Source organism: Pseudomonas sp., assembly GCF_049590575.1.
Classification (GTDB): Bacteria; Pseudomonadota; Gammaproteobacteria; order Pseudomonadales; family Pseudomonadaceae; genus Aquipseudomonas.
Map to the genome: position 1 here is coordinate 1 of NZ_JBAWDE010000115.1, position 17,540 is coordinate 17,540.

The 17,540-nt window shown below is 62.6% G+C and carries 15 protein-coding genes; 10 read left to right on the top strand and 5 right to left on the bottom strand.

Going from position 1 to position 17,540, the window contains the following annotated elements:
* Positions 1-76 precede the first annotated feature (76 nt).
* Complete coding sequence (gene cytX / locus WBR57_RS09130; RefSeq protein WP_424083549.1) at positions 77-1,366, top strand: putative hydroxymethylpyrimidine transporter CytX; 1,290 nt, start codon at positions 77-79, stop codon at positions 1,364-1,366.
* Here the strand turns inward: cytX and WBR57_RS09135 are convergent.
* Positions 1,335-2,072, bottom strand: coding sequence for an RsiV family protein (locus WBR57_RS09135; protein WP_424083550.1), 738 nt, complete (start codon positions 2,070-2,072; stop codon positions 1,335-1,337). The genes cytX and WBR57_RS09135 overlap by 32 nt on opposite strands.
* Positions 2,073-2,265: 193 nt before the next feature.
* On the opposite strand from WBR57_RS09135, the gene WBR57_RS09140 reads away from it, so the two are divergent.
* From WBR57_RS09140 to WBR57_RS09175, 8 genes are all read left to right on the top strand, one after another.
* Positions 2,266-2,883, top strand: coding sequence for an NUDIX domain-containing protein (locus WBR57_RS09140; protein WP_424083551.1), 618 nt, complete (start codon positions 2,266-2,268; stop codon positions 2,881-2,883).
* Positions 2,874-3,323, top strand: a complete 450-nt coding sequence (locus WBR57_RS09145; RefSeq protein WP_424083552.1) for a DUF1249 domain-containing protein — start codon at positions 2,874-2,876, stop codon at positions 3,321-3,323. The genes WBR57_RS09140 and WBR57_RS09145 overlap by 10 nt, the downstream gene beginning before the upstream one ends.
* 99 nt (positions 3,324-3,422) lie before the next feature.
* Positions 3,423-4,238, top strand: a complete 816-nt coding sequence (gene cpdA / locus WBR57_RS09150) for a 3',5'-cyclic-AMP phosphodiesterase (RefSeq protein ID WP_424083553.1) — start codon at positions 3,423-3,425, stop codon at positions 4,236-4,238.
* 48 nt (positions 4,239-4,286) lie between these two features.
* Positions 4,287-4,895, top strand: coding sequence for a YqiA/YcfP family alpha/beta fold hydrolase (locus WBR57_RS09155; RefSeq protein WP_424083554.1), 609 nt, complete (start codon positions 4,287-4,289; stop codon positions 4,893-4,895).
* Positions 4,896-4,949: 54 nt separating this feature from the next.
* Entirely contained in the window at positions 4,950-6,854 is a 1,905-nt protein-coding gene (gene parE, locus WBR57_RS09160; protein WP_424083555.1) for a DNA topoisomerase IV subunit B, read from the top strand.
* Complete coding sequence (locus WBR57_RS09165; RefSeq protein WP_424083556.1) at positions 6,854-7,849, top strand: esterase-like activity of phytase family protein; 996 nt, start codon at positions 6,854-6,856, stop codon at positions 7,847-7,849. The genes parE and WBR57_RS09165 overlap by 1 nt, the downstream gene beginning before the upstream one ends.
* A 73-nt stretch (positions 7,850-7,922) precedes the next feature.
* On the top strand, positions 7,923-10,187 hold the full coding sequence (gene parC / locus WBR57_RS09170; RefSeq protein ID WP_424083557.1) for a DNA topoisomerase IV subunit A: 2,265 nt from the start codon (positions 7,923-7,925) through the stop codon (positions 10,185-10,187).
* Positions 10,188-10,364: 177 nt separating this feature from the next.
* Complete coding sequence (locus tag WBR57_RS09175) at positions 10,365-11,072, top strand: PqiC family protein (RefSeq protein WP_424083558.1); 708 nt, start codon at positions 10,365-10,367, stop codon at positions 11,070-11,072.
* A 176-nt stretch (positions 11,073-11,248) separates the two neighbouring features.
* Here the strand turns inward: WBR57_RS09175 and WBR57_RS09180 are convergent, their stop codons facing one another.
* Entirely contained in the window at positions 11,249-12,781 is a 1,533-nt protein-coding gene (locus WBR57_RS09180) for an AhpA/YtjB family protein (RefSeq protein WP_424083559.1), read from the bottom strand.
* A 133-nt stretch (positions 12,782-12,914) separates the two neighbouring features.
* On the opposite strand from WBR57_RS09180, the gene serB reads away from it, so the two are divergent.
* On the top strand, positions 12,915-14,129 hold the full coding sequence (gene serB / locus WBR57_RS09185; protein WP_424083560.1) for a phosphoserine phosphatase SerB: 1,215 nt from the start codon (positions 12,915-12,917) through the stop codon (positions 14,127-14,129).
* Positions 14,130-14,199: 70 nt separating this feature from the next.
* Here the strand turns inward: serB and asd are convergent, their stop codons facing one another.
* The 3 genes from asd to WBR57_RS09200 are packed head-to-tail and all read right to left on the bottom strand — an operon-like array spanning position 14,200 to position 17,484.
* Entirely contained in the window at positions 14,200-15,060 is an 861-nt protein-coding gene (asd, locus tag WBR57_RS09190) for an archaetidylserine decarboxylase (RefSeq protein WP_424083561.1), read from the bottom strand.
* Between the two features lie 15 nt (positions 15,061-15,075).
* Positions 15,076-15,891, bottom strand: coding sequence for a rhodanese-like domain-containing protein (locus WBR57_RS09195; protein ID WP_424083562.1), 816 nt, complete (start codon positions 15,889-15,891; stop codon positions 15,076-15,078).
* Between the two features lie 57 nt (positions 15,892-15,948).
* Positions 15,949-17,484: an HDOD domain-containing protein gene (locus WBR57_RS09200; RefSeq protein WP_424083563.1), complete on the bottom strand. Its 1,536-nt coding sequence runs from the start codon at positions 17,482-17,484 to the stop codon at positions 15,949-15,951.
* Positions 17,485-17,540: the final 56 nt, after the last annotated feature.

Genomic DNA, 17,540 nt, shown 5'->3' on the forward strand with positions numbered 1-17,540 from the left:
GCATTCCAGTGTGGGAGCCGGGCTTGCCCGCGATAGCGATCCCCCAAACAACAAATGCCCCTCAGAGATAACACCCTTGAGCATTCAACCGAGTACCTACTCCCCGGATGTCGCAGTGCCGAGCGACAAACGCGTGTTCGGCGCCCGTGACCTGTTCTCCCTGTGGTTCTCCCTCGGCATCGGCCTGATGGTGCTGCAGACCGGCGCATTGCTTGCGCCGGGCCTGGGCCTGTCCGGCTCGTTGCTGGCGATTTTCCTCGGCACCCTGGTCGGCGTGCTGTTGCTGGCCGCCGTCGGCGTGATCGGCAGCGACACCGGCCTGTCGGCCATGGCCGCCCTCAAGCTCAGCCTGGGCGCCAAGGGCGCGAGCCTGCCGGCGTTGTTGAACCTGCTGCAACTGATCGGCTGGGGTTCGTTCGAGATCATCGTGATGCGCGATGCCGCCAGCCTGCTCGGCGCGCGCGCCTTCAGCGAAGGCAGCCTGCTGGCCAGCCCCCTGCTGTGGACGCTGTTTTTCGGCGGCTTGGCGACTTTGCTGGCCGTAAGTGGCCCGCTGACGTTTGTGCGGCAGATCCTGCGCAAGTGGGGCATCTGGCTGCTGCTCGCCGCCTGCCTGTGGCTGACCTGGAACCTGTTCGCCAAGGCTGACCTCGGCGCACTGTGGGCCAAGGCCGGTGACGGTTCGATGCCGTTTGCGGTGGGTTTCGATATTGCCATCGCCATGCCGCTGTCGTGGCTGCCACTGATCGCCGACTACTCGCGTTTCGGCAAGCGCGCGAAAAGCGTGTTCGGCGGTACCGCCTTGGGGTTCTTTATCGGTAACTTTTGGCTGATGAGCCTGGGCGTGGCCTACACCCTGGCGTTCGCGCCCAGCGGTGAGGTGAATGCGCTGTTGCTGGCATTGGCCGGGGCCGGCCTGGGCATTCCGCTGCTGTTGATTCTGTTGGACGAAACGGAGAACGCCTTTGCCGATATTCACTCGGCGGCGGTGTCCAGCGGGATTCTGTTGCGCTTGAAGGTCGAACACCTGGCCTTGGCCATCGGTCTGCTGTGCACCCTGATCGCGTGTTTTGCGCCATTGGCCCAGTACCAGAACTTCCTGTTACTGATCGGCTCGGTGTTTGCGCCGTTATTTGGCGTGGTGCTGGTGGATCATTTCATCCTGCGCCGTCGTGGTCAGGGTACGCTCGCCAGCCTGCGTTGGCCGGCGCTGCTGGCCTGGGTGGGCGGCGTTGCCACCTACCACCTGCTGGCCAACATGTCCGCGGATATCGGCGCAACCCTGCCGGCACTGGTGCTGGCAGGGCTGTTGCAGTTCATCCTCGGTCGGGCTTTCAGCGGCGCGCGGGCACCAGCTCAGGTTTGATGATGCCGTCGAGACGCGAATAGGGAATCTGCAACTCGACGTGGCCCAAGGCATACGGCGCGATGGTGTTGGTGGGGTACTTGAGGACCACGGCGCCATAGGTCAGGGCCACGTTCGGGGTTTTCTGGAACGGGTAGGTTTTTACGTACTCCGGCTCCAGGCTCAGGCGCGTGCTGATCAGCCAGCTGTTATGGGCAACCTGGGCGGCTTTCCAAAACGCGTCTTGCTTGCCGGGCAGCAGCATATCGGTCAGCGAAAGGGCTTTCTGCTGCTGGCGCGAATAGTTGATGAACGCGCGACCGGGCTCGCCATGGGTGGCGCCCTGGTCCAGGTAACTGGACAACTCGATGATCACCAAGCCGTCATGCTGTTCACGTACCTTGGCCTGCAAGTACATGCTGTTGCGTGGCGCGGCGGTTTGCAGGAATTGCTCGCGGTAGGTTTCCAGGCTGGTCGGCAGCGGGTCGCTCTGGGTCATTTCCAGCAGGCGCTGTTCGATCAGGGCGTCCAGCTTGGGTTCTTTGGCAAAGTGCACGGTGTCGATATTCACCAGCGGGCAATCGGTGCTGGCGCAGCCCGGCTTGCTTTGCTCGGTGGCATCGCGGGTGGCTTCCACCGGCGCGCGATAGCTGGGTTGGAACAGGCTTTGGCAGGCACCAAGGGTCAATGCGATGCAGGCCACAGAGGCGATTTTTAAAAGCGACATGGATGTCCTTCGTCTATCGAGAAGAGCGAAATTTGTGGAACTTCGACTACCGGCATGGCAGTCAGTTCGCCACTAAGCTGATTAGAGTGTTTTTGGCGCTCGCCGTCTATCCCGGCAACCGGAAAGGGGCTGCACCAACCGGCAGGAGCGCGTTAGGATGGCGCCAATTGCTCCGGCTTAACGAGGATGGGATATGACGGACTTTGCAAAATCGACGCCGAGCAAAATTGAAATTGTTCAGCGCGACAATGCCTATACGGGCTTCTACAAACTCGACCGCGTGCAACTGCGCCACGAAAAATTCGACGGCGGCATGAGCCGGGTGATCAACCGTGAAGTCTTTGTGCGCCACGACGCCGTGTGTGTGTTGCCCTACGACCCGCAGCGCGACGAAGTGGTGTTGATCGAGCAGTTTCGCGTCGGCGCCATGGGTCGCACCGACAACCCCTGGCTGATCGAGATGGTCGCCGGCCTGATCGACAAGGATGAGGAACCGGAGGAGGTTGCACACCGCGAAGCCGAGGAGGAAGCTGGGCTGACGTTCTCCGCGTTGTGGCCGATCACCAAATATTTCCCGTCGCCCGGCGGCAGCACTGAACATGTGCATTTGTACCTGGGCCGTTGCGACAGCTCTGGCGCAGGCGGCGTGCATGGACTGGAAGAAGAGGCAGAAGATATCCGCGTCACCACCTGGGCCTTCGAAGATGCCCTGCAAGCGGTGCGTGACGGCAAAATTTCCAACGCAGCCAGCATAATCGCCCTGCAATGGCTTGCGCTTAATCGCGCGGAAGTGAGGGGGTTATGGCAGTAAAGGCACGTGAACGCTATCGAGTCGACCTGATCGGGTTGCAAGCCGCCTGCGAGGCCAACTATGCGCGGTTGTTGCGCTTGCTCCCCGATATGCGCCATGCCCCCGAGGCGCGGCGCATTGCGGTGACCCATGGCGACCAGATGCTCGGCGTACTGGCCCTTGAGGTCATCGTGAATTGCCCCTACACCACCACCCTGCGCGTGCGCCAGGAGCACAGCCTGCCGTGGCTGCCGGTGCCGCAGCTGGAAGTGCAGGTGTACCACGACGCACGGATGGCCGAAGTCGTCAGCGCCGAACATGCGCGGCGCTTTCGCAGCATCTATCCTTACCCCAACGTGTTCATGCACCAGCCCGATGAGAAAGCACAGCTCAATGTGTTCCTCGGTGAATGGTTGAGCCACTGCCTGGCCCTGGGCCATGAGTTCGAAGCTGTGCGGTAGATGTGAACTGCGTCTGCTTCCTTGGGTTTCCTCTTTGCATCCTGCCCCAGCATAATCACGCCAATTGTCCATTTCCTGTGATTGCCTTGGGAGAGCGCCTTGCCGAGCGTAGCCACCTTGAACCCTGATGCGCCGGCGTTGCTGGTGCAGTTGTCCGACAGCCACCTGTTTGCCGAGGCCGATGGCACGCTGCTGGGCATGAACACCCGCGAGAGCCTGCAACGGGTGATCGGGTTGGTGCGCGAGCAGCAGCCGCGGATTGATCTGCTGCTGGCCACCGGGGACCTGTCCCAGGATGGCACGCTGGAGTCGTATCAGCTGTTCCGCGAAATGACCCGGCAGATCGATGCCCCGGCGCGCTGGATTCCCGGTAACCACGACGAGCCACACATCATGGCTCACGCTGCCGTGCACAGCGATTTGCTGGAGCCGGTGGTCGACGTCGGTAACTGGCGCATTACCCTGCTGGACTCCGCCGTGCCCGGTTCTGTGCCGGGCTATCTGCAGGACAGCCAGTTGCAATTGCTGGCCCAGGCATTGAGTGAGGCGCCTAACTGCCATCATCTGGTGTGCTTTCATCACCATCCTGTGTCGATTGGCTGTGCATGGATGGAGCCCATCGGCCTGCGCAACCCCGATGCCCTGTTTGCCGTGCTGGAGCGCTTCCCGCAAGTCAAGGCAGTGCTCTGGGGGCATGTGCACCAGGAGATTGACCTGGCGCGTAACGGCGTGCGCCTGTTGGCATCGCCGTCGACCTGCATCCAGTTCGCGCCGGGCAGCGAGGATTTCAAGGTCAGTGAGCAGGCACCGGGCTATCGTTGGCTGCGCTTGCATGCCGACGGGCGGTTGGAGACTGGCGTAGAGCGTTTGGTCGGCTTCGCGTTTACGGTGGATTACGGTAGCAACGGCTACTGAGATTCCCTGTAAACTGCGCCCTTTTGGCGCAAGCATGGAGAGCCCGGCATGTCCGCATCGATCCTGTATATCCACGGTTTCAACAGCGCGCCGGCGTCCAACAAGGCCAGCCAACTGATCACCGTGATGGACACCCTCGGCCTCGCCGACCAACTGCGTGTCCCGGCCCTGCATCACCACCCGCGTAAGGCAATTCCTCAGTTGGAAGAAGCCATTGCGCAGCTGGGCCGGCCACTGCTAGTCGGAAGCTCGCTCGGCGGCTACTATGCAACCCATCTTGCTGAGCGCCATGGCCTCAAGGCGTTGCTGGTCAACCCCGCGGTCAGCCCGCATCGGATGTTCGACGGCTACCTGGGCACCCAGAAGAACCTCTACACCGATGAAACCTGGGAGCTGACCCACGACCACGTCACCGCGCTGGCCGAGCTGGAAGTGCCGGCCCCGCAGGATGCCGCGCGGTATCAGGTGTGGTTGCAGACCGGCGATGAAACACTGGATTATCGCCTCGCCCAGCAGTACTACCGGGCCTGCGCCTTGCGCATCCAGGCCGGTGGCGACCATGGTTACCAGGGGTTTGCCCAGCAATTGCCGGCCCTGTTGAGTTTTGCCGGCATTGGCGCAGATCAGTATCAATCCTTTGATTTCTCGGCACTCTAATTGCCTTGGAAATCACAGGTTACTTTTTAATCGAACGACTCACGACGAGACCCCATGGCCACTCCCAGCGCTAGCTCTTATAACGCCGACGCCATCGAAGTCCTCTCGGGCCTCGACCCGGTGCGCAAACGCCCCGGCATGTACACCGACACCAGTCGGCCGAACCACCTTGCCCAGGAAGTCATCGACAACAGCGTCGACGAAGCCCTGGCCGGTCACGCCAAGTCGGTGCATGTCATCCTTCACGCCGACCATTCCCTGGAAGTGTCCGACGATGGTCGCGGCATGCCGGTGGACATTCACCCGGAAGAGGGCGTGTCGGGCGTCGAGCTGATCCTCACCAAGCTGCACGCTGGTGGCAAGTTCTCGAACAAGAACTACCAGTTCTCCGGTGGCTTGCACGGTGTGGGCATTTCCGTGGTCAACGCCCTGTCGACGTTGGTGCGGGTCAAGGTCAAGCGCGACGGCAACGAGTACGAAATGACCTTCGCCGATGGCTACAAAGCCACCGACCTGCAGGTGATCGGCACCGTCGGCAAGCGCAACACCGGCACCAGCGTGTACTTCGCCCCGGACCCGAAATACTTCGATTCGCCCAAATTCTCTATCAGCCGCCTCAAGCACGTGCTCAAGGCCAAGGCGGTGCTGTGCCCGGGCCTGCTGGTCACCTTTGAAGACAAAGGCACTGGCGAGAAGGTCGAGTGGCACTACGAAGACGGCCTGCGCTCCTACCTGGAAGACTCCGTCAGCGACTTCGAACGCCTGCCCAACGAGCCGTTCTGCGGCAGCCTGGCGGGTAATAAAGAAGCGGTCGACTGGGCGTTGCTGTGGTTGCCGGAAGGCGGCGACAGCGTGCAGGAAAGCTACGTCAACCTGATCCCCACCGCCCAGGGCGGTACCCACGTCAACGGTTTGCGCCAGGGTTTGCTCGATGCCATGCGCGAGTTCTGCGAATACCGCAGCCTGTTGCCGCGCGGCGTCAAGCTGGCGCCGGAAGACGTGTGGGAGCGCATCGCGTTCGTGCTGTCGATGAAAATGCAGGAGCCGCAATTCTCCGGCCAGACCAAGGAACGCCTGTCGTCCCGCGAGGCGGCAGCGTTTGTCTCCGGTGTGGTCAAGGACGCCTTCAGCCTGTGGCTCAACGAGCACCCGGAGCTGGGCCTGGCCCTGGCCGAGCTGGCGATCAACAACGCCGGCCGTCGCTTGAAGGCCAGCAAGAAAGTCGAACGCAAACGCATCACCCAGGGCCCGGCGCTGCCAGGCAAGCTGGCCGACTGCGCCGGGCAGGACCCGATGCGTTCCGAGCTGTTCCTGGTCGAAGGTGACTCCGCCGGCGGTTCCGCCAAGCAAGCGCGGGACAAGGAATTCCAGGCGATCCTGCCGTTGCGCGGCAAGATCCTCAACACCTGGGAAGTCGATGGCAGCGAAGTGCTGGCCAGCCAGGAAGTGCACAACATCGCCGTGGCCATCGGGGTCGATCCGGGCGCGGCGGACATGAGCCAGCTGCGCTACGGCAAGATCTGCATCCTCGCCGACGCCGACTCCGACGGCCTGCACATCGCGACCCTGCTGTGCGCGCTGTTCGTCCAGCACTTCCGCCCGCTGGTGGATGCCGGCCACGTCTACGTCGCGATGCCGCCGCTGTACCGCATCGACCTCGGCAAGGAAATCTTCTACGCCCTGGACGACGCCGAGCGCGATGGCATCCTCGATCGCCTGGTGGCCGAGAAGAAACGCGGCAAGCCACAGGTCACGCGCTTCAAAGGTCTGGGCGAGATGAACCCGCCGCAATTGCGTGAAACCACCATGGACCCGAACACCCGGCGCCTGGTGCAGCTGACCCTGGAAGACTTCGCCGGCACCTCGGAAATGATGGACATGTTGCTGGCCAAGAAACGTGCTCCGGACCGCAAGGCCTGGCTGGAATCCAAAGGCAACCTGGCCGAGGTGCTGGGCTGATGCGCACAGGTTTCGCCCTGGCGATCCTGATGTTGAGCGGGTTGGCGGCCACCTCGGTGGTCGCCGCGCCCGTGGCCGAGCTGAAACTCGTGTCGGAACACCCGGTGGACGGCATGCGCGGCGGCAACTTGTCGGGCCTGGCGTTGTGCGGCAACGAGTTGTGGACGGTGTCCGACCGCGATGACGACCAGATCTACCGCCTCGATATCAGCGCGCCGACCTGGCAGGCCGAAACGGTAAAGATCGAAGTGCCACCGGTGCCGGAGTCCGGGTTGCCCTGGGGTTTGCGCTCGCGCACCAAGGCTGCCTCGTTCATTCGCGGCGGCGACCTGGATTTCGAAGGCATCAGCTGCGATGCCGCGGGTAACCGCTACATTGTCAGCGAAGCCCATGCGGCGGTGCTGCAAGTGCCGGTCACCGGCGCGCCGGAGTGGTTGAAAATCGCCCCAGGCATGGTGCGTGAAGCCCGGGCCAGTGGCATGTTGCTGCACTTCAACGCGTTGTTTGAAGGCCTGGCGGTGAACCCCGAGGGCAATCAGATTTGGCTGGCAGCCGAGCGCGAGCGGCGCGGTCTGATCTCCATCAAGCGCCCGCAAAGCCTGTGGGACTGTGATGGCCCCTGCGTGTTGTTGAGCGAGGCTGGCCAGGAAGTGCAACCGGCCAAGTTCACCCATGCCAAGGCGGTGTCCAAGGATTTTGCCGACTTGGCGCTGTTCAACGGCAAACTGTTTACCTTGGAGCGCAATGCGTTCCAGATTTGCCGGCGCGATGCAGTCACGGCCAACGTCGAGCTGTGCTGGTCGTTCGCCGACGAGACCCTGACGCCCGAGCGCCGCTACGACCAGCCGTATGGCCTGGCCGAAGCCCTGGTGATCGACGCCGAGGGCGCCTGGCTGGGCATCGACAACAATTTCGGCGCGCGCGCCGATGGTGAAAAACGCCCGGTGGTCTATCGTTTCGCCGCCCCGGCCGGTGGTTGGAGCGCCCAGCCATGAACCCGCATTTTTTTGAATTGAATCAGCGCAGCGGCAGTTCCGCTGCGCCTTACCCAATAATGATGAGGCCCGCATGAGTGACATCCTCGCAGACAGTTTAGATGGCGTAGAGCGCCGTTCGCTGGCTGACTTCACCGAAAATGCCTACCTCAACTACTCCATGTACGTGATCATGGACCGTGCCTTGCCGCATATCGGCGACGGCCTGAAGCCCGTACAGCGGCGCATTATCTACGCCATGAGTGAGTTGGGCCTGGACGCCGATTCCAAGCACAAGAAGTCGGCGCGTACCGTCGGTGACGTGCTCGGTAAATTCCACCCCCACGGCGACTCGGCGTGCTACGAAGCGATGGTGCTGATGGCGCAGCCGTTCAGCTACCGCTACACGCTGGTCGACGGCCAGGGCAACTGGGGTGCGCCGGATGATCCCAAGTCGTTCGCCGCCATGCGTTACACCGAGGCGCGCCTGTCGCGTTACTCGGAGGTGCTGCTCAGCGAACTGGGCCAGGGCACCGCGAACTGGGGGCCGAATTTCGACGGCACTTTGGACGAGCCGCTGGTGTTGCCGGCACGTTTGCCGAATATCCTGCTCAATGGCACCACCGGCATCGCGGTCGGCATGGCCACTGACGTACCGCCGCACAACCTGCGCGAAGTCGCCACCGCCTGCGTGCGCCTGCTGGATGAGCCCAAGGCCACGGTCGAGCAGCTCTGCGAGCATATCCAGGGCCCGGACTACCCGACCGAAGCGGAAATCATCACGCCGCGCGCCGACCTGCTGAAGATGTACGAAACCGGCAAGGGCTCGGTGCGTATGCGCGCCGTGTACCACGTCGAAGACGGCGACATCATTGTCACCGCGCTGCCGCACCAGGTGTCCGGCGCCAAGGTGCTGGAACAGATCGCCGCGCTGATGCAGGCCAAACCGTCGAAATTGCCGCAAGTGGCCGACCTGCGTGACGAATCCGACCACGAGAACCCTTGCCGCATCGTGATCATCCCGACCAACAGCCGGGTCGACCACGAAGTGCTGATGCAGCACCTGTTTGCCAGCACCGACCTGGAGTCCAGCTACCGGGTCAACATCAACATCATTGGCCTGGACGGCAAGCCGCAGCTGAAAAACCTGCGCAACCTGCTGGTGGAGTGGCTGGAGTTCCGGGTGCAGACCGTGCGTCGCCGTCTGCAATTCCGCCTCGATAAGGTCGAGCGCCGCCTGCACCTGTTGGACGGTTTGCTGATTGCCTACCTCAACCTGGATGAAGTGATCCACATCATCCGTACCGCCGAGCACCCCAAAGCCGAGCTGATCGCGCGTTTCCAGCTCAGCGAGATCCAGGCTGACTACATCCTCGACACCCGCTTGCGTCAGTTGGCGCGCCTGGAAGAGATGAAGCTGCGCGATGAGCAGGACGCATTGCTCAAGGAGCAGGCCAAGCTGCAAGCCCTGCTGGGCAGCGAAGCCAAGCTGAAAAAGCTGGTGCGCACCGAGCTGATCAAGGACGCCGAAACCTACGGCGACGACCGTCGTTCGCCGATCGTCGAGCGTGCCGAGGCGAAAGCTCTGACAGAAACAGAGCTGTTGCCTAACGAGAAAATTACCGTCGTTCTGTCGGAAAAGGGTTGGGTTCGTTCCGCCAAAGGGCATGATATTGACGCCACCGGCTTGTCGTACAAAGCCGGCGATGGCTTCAAGACGGCTGCGGCCGGGCGTTCCAACCAGTTTGCGGTGTTTATCGACTCCACCGGGCGCAGTTACTCGGTGCCGGCCCACACCTTGCCGTCCGCGCGAGGGCAGGGTGAGCCGTTGACCGGTCGCCTGACACCGCCGCCGGGCGCGAATTTTGAATGTGTGCTGCTGCCGGACGACGACGCACTGTACGTGATCGCCTCCGACGCGGGTTACGGTTTCGTGGTCAAGGGTGAAGACCTGCAGGCCAAGAACAAGGCCGGCAAGGCGCTGCTGAGCTTGCCTAACAACGCCAAGGTGATCCTGCCGCGGCCGGTGGACGACCGCGAAAGCAATTGGCTGGCCTCGGTGACCACCGAAGGGCGCTTGCTGGTGTTCAAGATCAGCGATTTGCCGCAACTGGGCAAAGGCAAGGGCAACAAGATTATCGGTATTCCCGGCGAGCGGGTGGCCAGTCGCGAAGAGTACGTGACCGACATCGCGGTGATCCCGGAAGGCTCCACCCTGGTGCTCCAGGCCGGCAAGCGCACGTTGTCCTTGCGCCCTGACGACCTCGAACATTACAAGGGCGAGCGTGGCCGTCGCGGTAATAAACTGCCTCGTGGCTTCCAGCGTGTGGATGCTTTGCTGGTGGAAACAGCCGTTTAACGCGGTTTAGAGCCCTCGATCTACGATTTAACGCGTAGATCGACGCTTTGGCGCTGGAGTCATGGCGCATATTCACGGATGATATGGCCTTTCCAGCGCCGGCGTGGCCGAGCGTGTTTAGGTTATTTTTAAGTATTACATTGTGGTTAGCCTTGTGGCAGCCACCTGGATGGGATGATGACTGCTCCACGCCTTCCTTTTATTTTCATGCTCGCTGGCCTTTTGGGGCTGGCGGGTTGCAGCACACACCAGCCGGTGTCGCTGTACCAGTTGGACAGCGGAAGTCCGGCTCAGCCAGCCCAGACCGCTGGCATGGCGGTTCTGCTGGGGCCGGTGGTCGTGGCTGACTACCTGCAACGCGAAACCCTGCTGCAACGTCAGAACGACGGCAGCCTGCAAGGTTCCACAGATGGCCGTTGGGCGGGCAGTTTATCGTCCGACATCAACCAGCTGATGTTGCGCCAGGTAGCCGGTCATCTGGACAGCCAGCGTGTGGTGCTCGCCCCCGCGCCCACGGGCTTTACCCCGGATGTACAGGTTTTGCTGACAATTACCCGGCTCGACTCGGGTACTTCGCAGCCGGCGATCCTCGATGCGCAGTGGCGCTTGATCGACCGCCGTGGCCAGGTGCGCGATAACCGTATCGTGCACTTGCAGGAAGAGCACTCCGGCACCACCGCGTCCCAGGTTCAGGCCCAGGGTGTGCTGTTGCAGCACTTGGCGCAGCAGTTGTCGGTGGCCCTCAAGCCATTGGCCAACCAGCCGCCAATTGCCGAGGCGCCGCGCAAGTCGGCCCCGGTACAGGCCAAGCCTGCCGAGCCGAAGAAGCCGAAGATGCCGATGGCCGTGCCGATTCGTACGGACATGGAAGTGTTCAGGTTCTGACCTGAATCGCTGAAACAAAAAAGGCCCGCTGACTCAGCGGGCCTTTTTGTTGGGCGCGATTTGCTCGATGCTTGTGGAGATCCACTGTGAGCGGGGGCTTGCCCCCGATGGCAGAGTGTCAGCCAGCACCTCTATGGGATGACCCACCGCTATCGGGGGCAAGCCCCCTCTCACCTTCAGAGCTTCGCGCGGGTCTCGTGCATCCGCGCCAACTGCCGTTCCAGCATCGACGGGTACGGCTCCATCAACCGCTCCACACAGCTTGCCCCCTCAGGGCTGGCAATCGGGCGGATGCGCGCGCGTTGGCGGATCAATGTGTCTTCACTGATCTTGCGCTCCACCAGCAGCAGGTTGCGGCTGTGTTGGGACAGGGCCAGGGCGTCCTGGGCGATTTCCGTCAGCAGCAGGTCGATCTGACTCATGCCGAACAGGTCGTCGCCTACGGTAAGGCCCAACTGCAGTTGCAGGGTGATGCCACTGTCGGCCACTTCGATCTGCAACTCGTGGCCGAGGGCGCGCAGCAGCTCGCCGCAGCAAATCGCGTTGGTCAGGTAGTCTTCGCCGCTGTCTTCGCTGTGGAACAGCATCAATGTGCTGCCGTCGTTCAGGGTGTGCAGCTCGCTCTGGTACAGCGAGGCGGCCTGGTCGAGGCAGTCGCGGTAGCGCTCCAGCAACTCGGTCAAGCGCGCGCGGGGCAGGCGACGCAACTGATCCTGGGCGCCCAGTTGCACGGCCAGGACTGCGCTGTGCTGAGGTTCGGCGTTCTTCGCGGGCACCGGTTTCGGCGCAATGGCCGGGGTATTGGCCGCGGTGTCGCGCAGGTCGGCGAAGGGGTCTTCGTCGTCCAGTTCGTCTTCTTCGGCCTGGATCACCTTGCGGGTCGCTGGCTTCAGGCCCGCTACCGGGGTGCTTTCATCAAAGCCCGGGTCGCGCAGGTCGCGCACTTCAAACTCGGGCTCTTCGTCGTAGTCGGTTTCGTCGTATTCGGGTTCGGGCTCGACTTCGCGCACCACCGGTTCCGGGGCGAAGCTGGCGTGCAGCTGGCGGGCCAGGTCGCCGATCTCATCCTGGCGGTCGGTGGCCGGGGTGTGTTCGTCGATATCGCGCAACCAGATGCGCAGTTGCATCAGCGGCGTAGAGATATGGCGACCCAGGCGCAGGCTCAAGGCCAGCGCCAATGCCAGCAGGATCGCGCTGAGGATGCCCATGCTTTGCAGGCTGATGGTCATCGGCTGCTGGAACTGCTGCATGTCGAGGCTGATGCGCAGTTGGCCGGCCTTCACGTCCTGAAACGTGATATTGCTCTGGTACAGGCCTTCGGCTTCACCCAGCAGGCCGTTTTTCGGGCGCTGCCCGGCTTCGGCCATGATCCGGTTGTCCACGCTATAAATGGCGGCGTGGGCCACCAGCGGGTTCTTGGTCAGGTTGTTGAGCAGCACGTTGAGGCTGAGGATGTCATTGGACACCAACAGCTCCGTCGCCGACGTGGCGGTCTGGGTGGTCAGGCTCTCGCCCAGGGCGTCGGCTTGCTCGTGCATGGCCTGCTTGAACTGCAAACCCATCACGCAGGCGTAGATCACCAGGGCCAGAGCGACCAGGATCACGTTATGGCTAGCGATGCGTAATGCGATCGGTACACGGCGGTGGCGCAGTGCCCGGAAGATCAGCAGAAAGAAGTTGTCGGTTTTTACTGGCGTAGGCCGGTTCACTTGAGCTCGGCTCTTGGTCCGTGAAGTTGACGCGCAGTATAGCGACAGGCCCAAGACCGGCAAAGCGCTGGCTGTGCCCGATGGTCACTGAAAGTGGGTAGAATGCGGTTTTTTTCCAGCCTGGGGGTGCGCCTTGCGCGAAATTGTCCTGATAAACATCACCGGTGAAGATCGACCAGGTCTCACCGCAGCCATTACCGGTGTTCTGGCCCAGGGTGGTGTAAACATTCTCGACATCGGCCAGGCGGTGATCCACGACACCCTGTCGTTCGGGATCCTGGTGGAAATTCCGAGCAACGAACAGGCGTCTTCGGTGCTCAAGGACATCCTGTTTACGGCGTACAAGCTCGATCAACAAGTGCGTTTCACCCCGGTTTCCGAAACCGATTACCAGCACTGGGTTGAGGGCCAAGGCAAAAAACGCCATATCGTGACCCTGCTGACCCGCAAGGTCACTGCCGAGCAGTTGCAGCGCGTCAGCTCGATCACCGCCCAGTACGGGTTGAATATCGACCATATCGACCGTCTGTCGGGCCGCATGCCATTGGACACGCCGGCCGACAAAGGCAAGGGCTGCATCGAGTTCTCGGTGCGCGGCGAACCGGCCGACCCGCAAGCCCTGCGCGCCGAATTCCTCAGCGTGGCCCAGGAACTGAATGTCGACATCGCCTTCCAGGAAGATTCGCTGTTCCGTCGCAACCGGCGCTTGGCGGTGTTCGACATGGACTCCACGCTGATCGAAGCCGAAGTCATCGACGAACTGGCCAAGGCGGCCGGGGTGGGCGAGCAGGTTTCCGCGATCACCGAGCGCGCCATGGCCGGCGAGCTGGATTTCCGTGCCAGTTTCAAGGAGCGCCTGGCGCTGCTCAAGGGCCTGGACGTGAGTGTGCTGGACTCGATCGGTGCGTCCCTGCGCCTGACCGAAGGCGCCGAAACCCTGTTCGCCGAACTCAAGCGCCTGGGCTACAAAACCGCGATCCTGTCCGGTGGCTTTACCTACTTTGCCAAGCAATTGCAGGCCAAGCTGGGCATCGACTATGTGTTCGCCAACGAGCTGGAAGTGGTGGATGGCAAGGTGACCGGCGTGGCGGTGGAGCCGATTGTCGACGCACAACGCAAGGCGGATTTGCTGAAGGAATTGGCCCACAAGGAAGGCTTGCGTCTGGAGCAGACCATTGCGGTCGGCGATGGCGCGAATGACTTGCCGATGCTGGCGATTGCCGGTCTGGGTGTGGCGTTCCGCGCGAAGCCGCTGGTCAAACAATCGGCCAAGCAGGCGATTTCGACCCTGGGGCTGGACGGTGTGCTGTATCTGCTGGGCTTTCGCGACCGCGATGGCCAGCTGTAACTGAATGTGGGAGGGGGCAAGTCGAATCGTCGCACCGCCCCTCCCACATTTGTTCTATGTGGTATTCAGATCAAGCTTTCGGCAGTGCCATACCCTGGCCCATCTGCACCGGCGAACCCGCCACCAACTCTTGCGCCCATTTCACCTGATCCGGCCCGAACAGCACGATCGCGGTCGAACCCAGCTTGAAGCGTCCCAACTCCGCACCCTTCTCCAGGTGGATCGGCGCGCGCGCGGCTTCGTCGTAGCGGAAGGTTTTCAGCTCGCGTTTCGGCGGCGTGACCAAGCCGGCCCACACGGTTTCAATCGACGCGACAATCATCGCACCCACCAATACCACGGCCATCGGGCCGCGTTCGGTGTCGAAAATGCACGCCACACGTTCGTTACGTGCGAACAGTTCCGGGACGTTTTCGGCGGTAGTCTGGTTCACCGAGAAGATGCGCCCAGGAATGTAGACCATCTCGCGCAGCGTACCGGCCAGTGGCATGTGCACACGGTGGTAGTCCTTCGGCGACAGATAAACAGTGGCGAAATCACCGCCCATGAACGGCGCCGCTACGGCCGCATCGCCGCCCAGCAGTTCCAGCACGCTGAAACTGTGGCCTTTGGCCTGGAATACCCGGCCATGCTCGATCGGGCCTAGCTGGCTGACCGCGCCGTCGGCTGGGCTCAGTACCGCGCCTGGGGTTTGATCCAGCGGGCGTGCGCCGTCTTTCAAGGCGCGGGTGAAGAAGGCGTTGAAGTGCTCGTAGGCCGTCAGGTCTTCTACAAGGGCCTGGGACATGTCCACTTGATAGCGCTTGGCGAACCAGTTGGTGAAGGCATTCTTGAACCAGCGCACGCGGCACTCGGCGATGCAGCCGGCCAACCGCGACAGCAGGTGGTGCGGCAGCAGGTACTGGCTGAGGATAAACAACTGCTTTTTCATAACTGTCCTTAAACCTTAAATCTCGACGGGGGTGTCGGGGTGGTTGCCCCATTCGCCCCAGGAACCGGCATAACCTTTGACTCGCGGATAACCGAGCGCCTTGGCCACCAGGTAGGTGAAGCCAGAGCGGTGGTGAGTCTGGCAGTGGGTGATGATTTCTTTGTCTTTGGTCAGCCCGAGGTCTTCGAGGATCTGCGGCATGTCGCGGCGGATACGCAGGCTGCGCGCCTTATCCATGCCGGCGGTCCATTCGAAATTGACTGCGCCGGGAATGTGCCCGCCTTTGGCTGCGAGGACTTTTTCGCCGGAATACTCCAGCGGGCCGCGCGCGTCCCAGATCCCCAGGTCAGCCGCGCCGAGGCGGCTTTGCAGGTATTCGCGGGTGGCGGTGGGGCCGTCATGCAGCGTGAGGCTGACCGGGCCGCCGACCGGGGCGGGCACCTCGGTGGACACCGGGTGTTTACCGTCCAGCCACGCCAGCAGACCGCCGTCGAGGTAGTGGTATTTCTGGTGGCCGATCACGTCGAGCATCCAGATGAAACGCCCGGCCCAGCCGCCGCCCTCGTCGTCGTAGACCACGTAGGTCGCGTCCGGGGTGTGGCCCAGTTCGCCGAAGAGTTTCTCCAGGTCGGCCTTGTGCGGCAGTAAGCCTGGCGCCGGCGGCTGGCCCAATTGGGTGCGCTTGGGGTCAACGAAATGCGCGCCGGGGATGTGCCCTTCGGCGTAGCGGGCGGCACTGGTGAGGTCCACCAGAATCAGGTGTTCGGCCTCCAGTTGACCGAGCAGGTCGCTGGACTCGATCACCAGCGGCAAGCCAGAGAAGTCAGGCATGTGAGGTCTCCTGGGCACAAATGTTGGTGATAAAAGACGGCGATTGTAGCGCAAGCATCAGGCGCTGCGGTTGGTAAAGCTGTGCAGGGCTTTCTCGATGCACTGGGCGGTTTTGCCGAAGGCTTGCACGGTGGTTTCCGAGAAGGGCCCGCCGCCCTGGTCGGCGAGCATCAGCATCACCACCTTGCCGTTACAGCTCAGGGAGCGCAGCAGCAGGTGTTCACCGCTAAACAGGCGGCGCAGGATCGGCGGCAGCAGGGCCGAGAACTGAGCGTGGTTGTCCGGTGTGAGGCGCACCTGGGCGGATTTTTCCATCAGGCGCTGCAGCAGGGTGCTGTTGACCACGTCCAGGCTCAGATTGGCGGCGTCTTTGGGCAGGCCGTCGACCTGGTGCACGCGCAAGGTGCTCTGGGCGCGATCGGTCATCAGCAACATGACCCGCTGCATGCCACTGGCCGACAAAGCCTCTTTGGCGCAGGTGGTCAGGTGCATGGCGTTGGCAAAGCGGCTCGGCTCTACCAGCAGTTCGGTGCAGCGCTTGCGCCACACGGCCAGGGCCTCGGCGGTGGGCGGCGGTGCCGGCAGCAGGCCGCGGTGGATTTTTTGCACATGCCACGGCCAGATCAGCGACAGCGCCGGGTGCCAGAGGTCGGGCATCAAGGTGCTGCGGGCGCTGGTCGCGGCTTGTTGGTGAACCTGTTGCTGCACGTCGCTCAGGGGCTGTTGCAGGTACAGCGCGGTGAGGTACTGCCAGCGCTCGGTGTGCGGGCAGGTCCAGGACTCCTGAGCCGACATCGCCAGGCCATTGGCCAGCAGCACGGTATTGGCCGGCTGGTTCAGCCAGCGCCGCAGGTTGGGTTCGGCGTCGAGCAATTGCTGGTGGCGCAGCGGATCGTCTTCGCGGGCGATATGCAGTGCCTTGACCAGCAAACGTTGCTCGGTCAGCAGCAGGGTATAGCCCTGGGAGACCCAGATTGGCAGGTGCCAGGTCTCGGTCAGGCCGAGGCACAGGTCCAGCAGGCGCACGCCGAACAATGCCTGCTCGACCCTGCGCGCCGACTGGCCCTTGTGGATAACCCGCAGCTCCCACTCTTCCAGGAGTTTCGGGTAGGCCACCGCCATCGGCCACAGCGGCGACAGAAACAGCAGGCTGCCCCAGTGAATGTCTTGCCACAGCCGCGCCAGGCGGCTGCCGAACAAACCATTGGCTTGCTGTGAGGCGTGCTGGCTGACCAGCAGCAGTTGGCGCAACGCCACGGGAATTTCTTGCTCGGGCACCGAGGGCAGGCGCGCCAGTAGTTCTTCGGCGCGCTTGAGGCCCAGGCGGTTGAGCGCCACTTCGAGGTTTTCCGCCGGCGCGGTCATGCTGCCCTGGGTGTGGCTGTTGGCCTCGCGCATCACGCTGAGCACCAGGGCCGGGCTGTGTTGCATCAGTTCGGCAATATCTCGCAACGAACTGCGGCTGTCGCGGATGGCTTTGCACACGCGGTCGTGGCTGGCCTGGGGGACGGGCAGCAGCACCTCGTCCAGGCGCTTGATCCAAGCGGCGAGAGAATTGGGTTTTGCAGTTGGGACTGTCGTTTCATTAGCCATGATAGGGGCGCGATCATCACTTGCGGTCAACACGCCCGGAGCGGGCCGAACTGGCT

Coding starts and splice junctions, on each gene's coding strand:
- WBR57_RS09135 (WP_424083550.1), bottom strand. CDS start 2,072: ATGTCGCTTTTAAAAATCGCCTCTGTGGCCTGCATCGCATTGACCCTT.
- WBR57_RS09140 (WP_424083551.1), top strand. CDS start 2,266: ATGACGGACTTTGCAAAATCGACGCCGAGCAAAATTGAAATTGTTCAG.
- WBR57_RS09145 (WP_424083552.1), top strand. CDS start 2,874: ATGGCAGTAAAGGCACGTGAACGCTATCGAGTCGACCTGATCGGGTTG.
- WBR57_RS09155 (WP_424083554.1), top strand. CDS start 4,287: ATGTCCGCATCGATCCTGTATATCCACGGTTTCAACAGCGCGCCGGCG.
- parE (WP_424083555.1), top strand. CDS start 4,950: ATGGCCACTCCCAGCGCTAGCTCTTATAACGCCGACGCCATCGAAGTC.
- WBR57_RS09165 (WP_424083556.1), top strand. CDS start 6,854: ATGCGCACAGGTTTCGCCCTGGCGATCCTGATGTTGAGCGGGTTGGCG.
- parC (WP_424083557.1), top strand. CDS start 7,923: ATGAGTGACATCCTCGCAGACAGTTTAGATGGCGTAGAGCGCCGTTCG.
- WBR57_RS09175 (WP_424083558.1), top strand. CDS start 10,365: ATGACTGCTCCACGCCTTCCTTTTATTTTCATGCTCGCTGGCCTTTTG.
- asd (WP_424083561.1), bottom strand. CDS start 15,060: ATGAAAAAGCAGTTGTTTATCCTCAGCCAGTACCTGCTGCCGCACCAC.
- WBR57_RS09195 (WP_424083562.1), bottom strand. CDS start 15,891: ATGCCTGACTTCTCTGGCTTGCCGCTGGTGATCGAGTCCAGCGACCTG.
- WBR57_RS09200 (WP_424083563.1), bottom strand. CDS start 17,484: ATGGCTAATGAAACGACAGTCCCAACTGCAAAACCCAATTCTCTCGCC.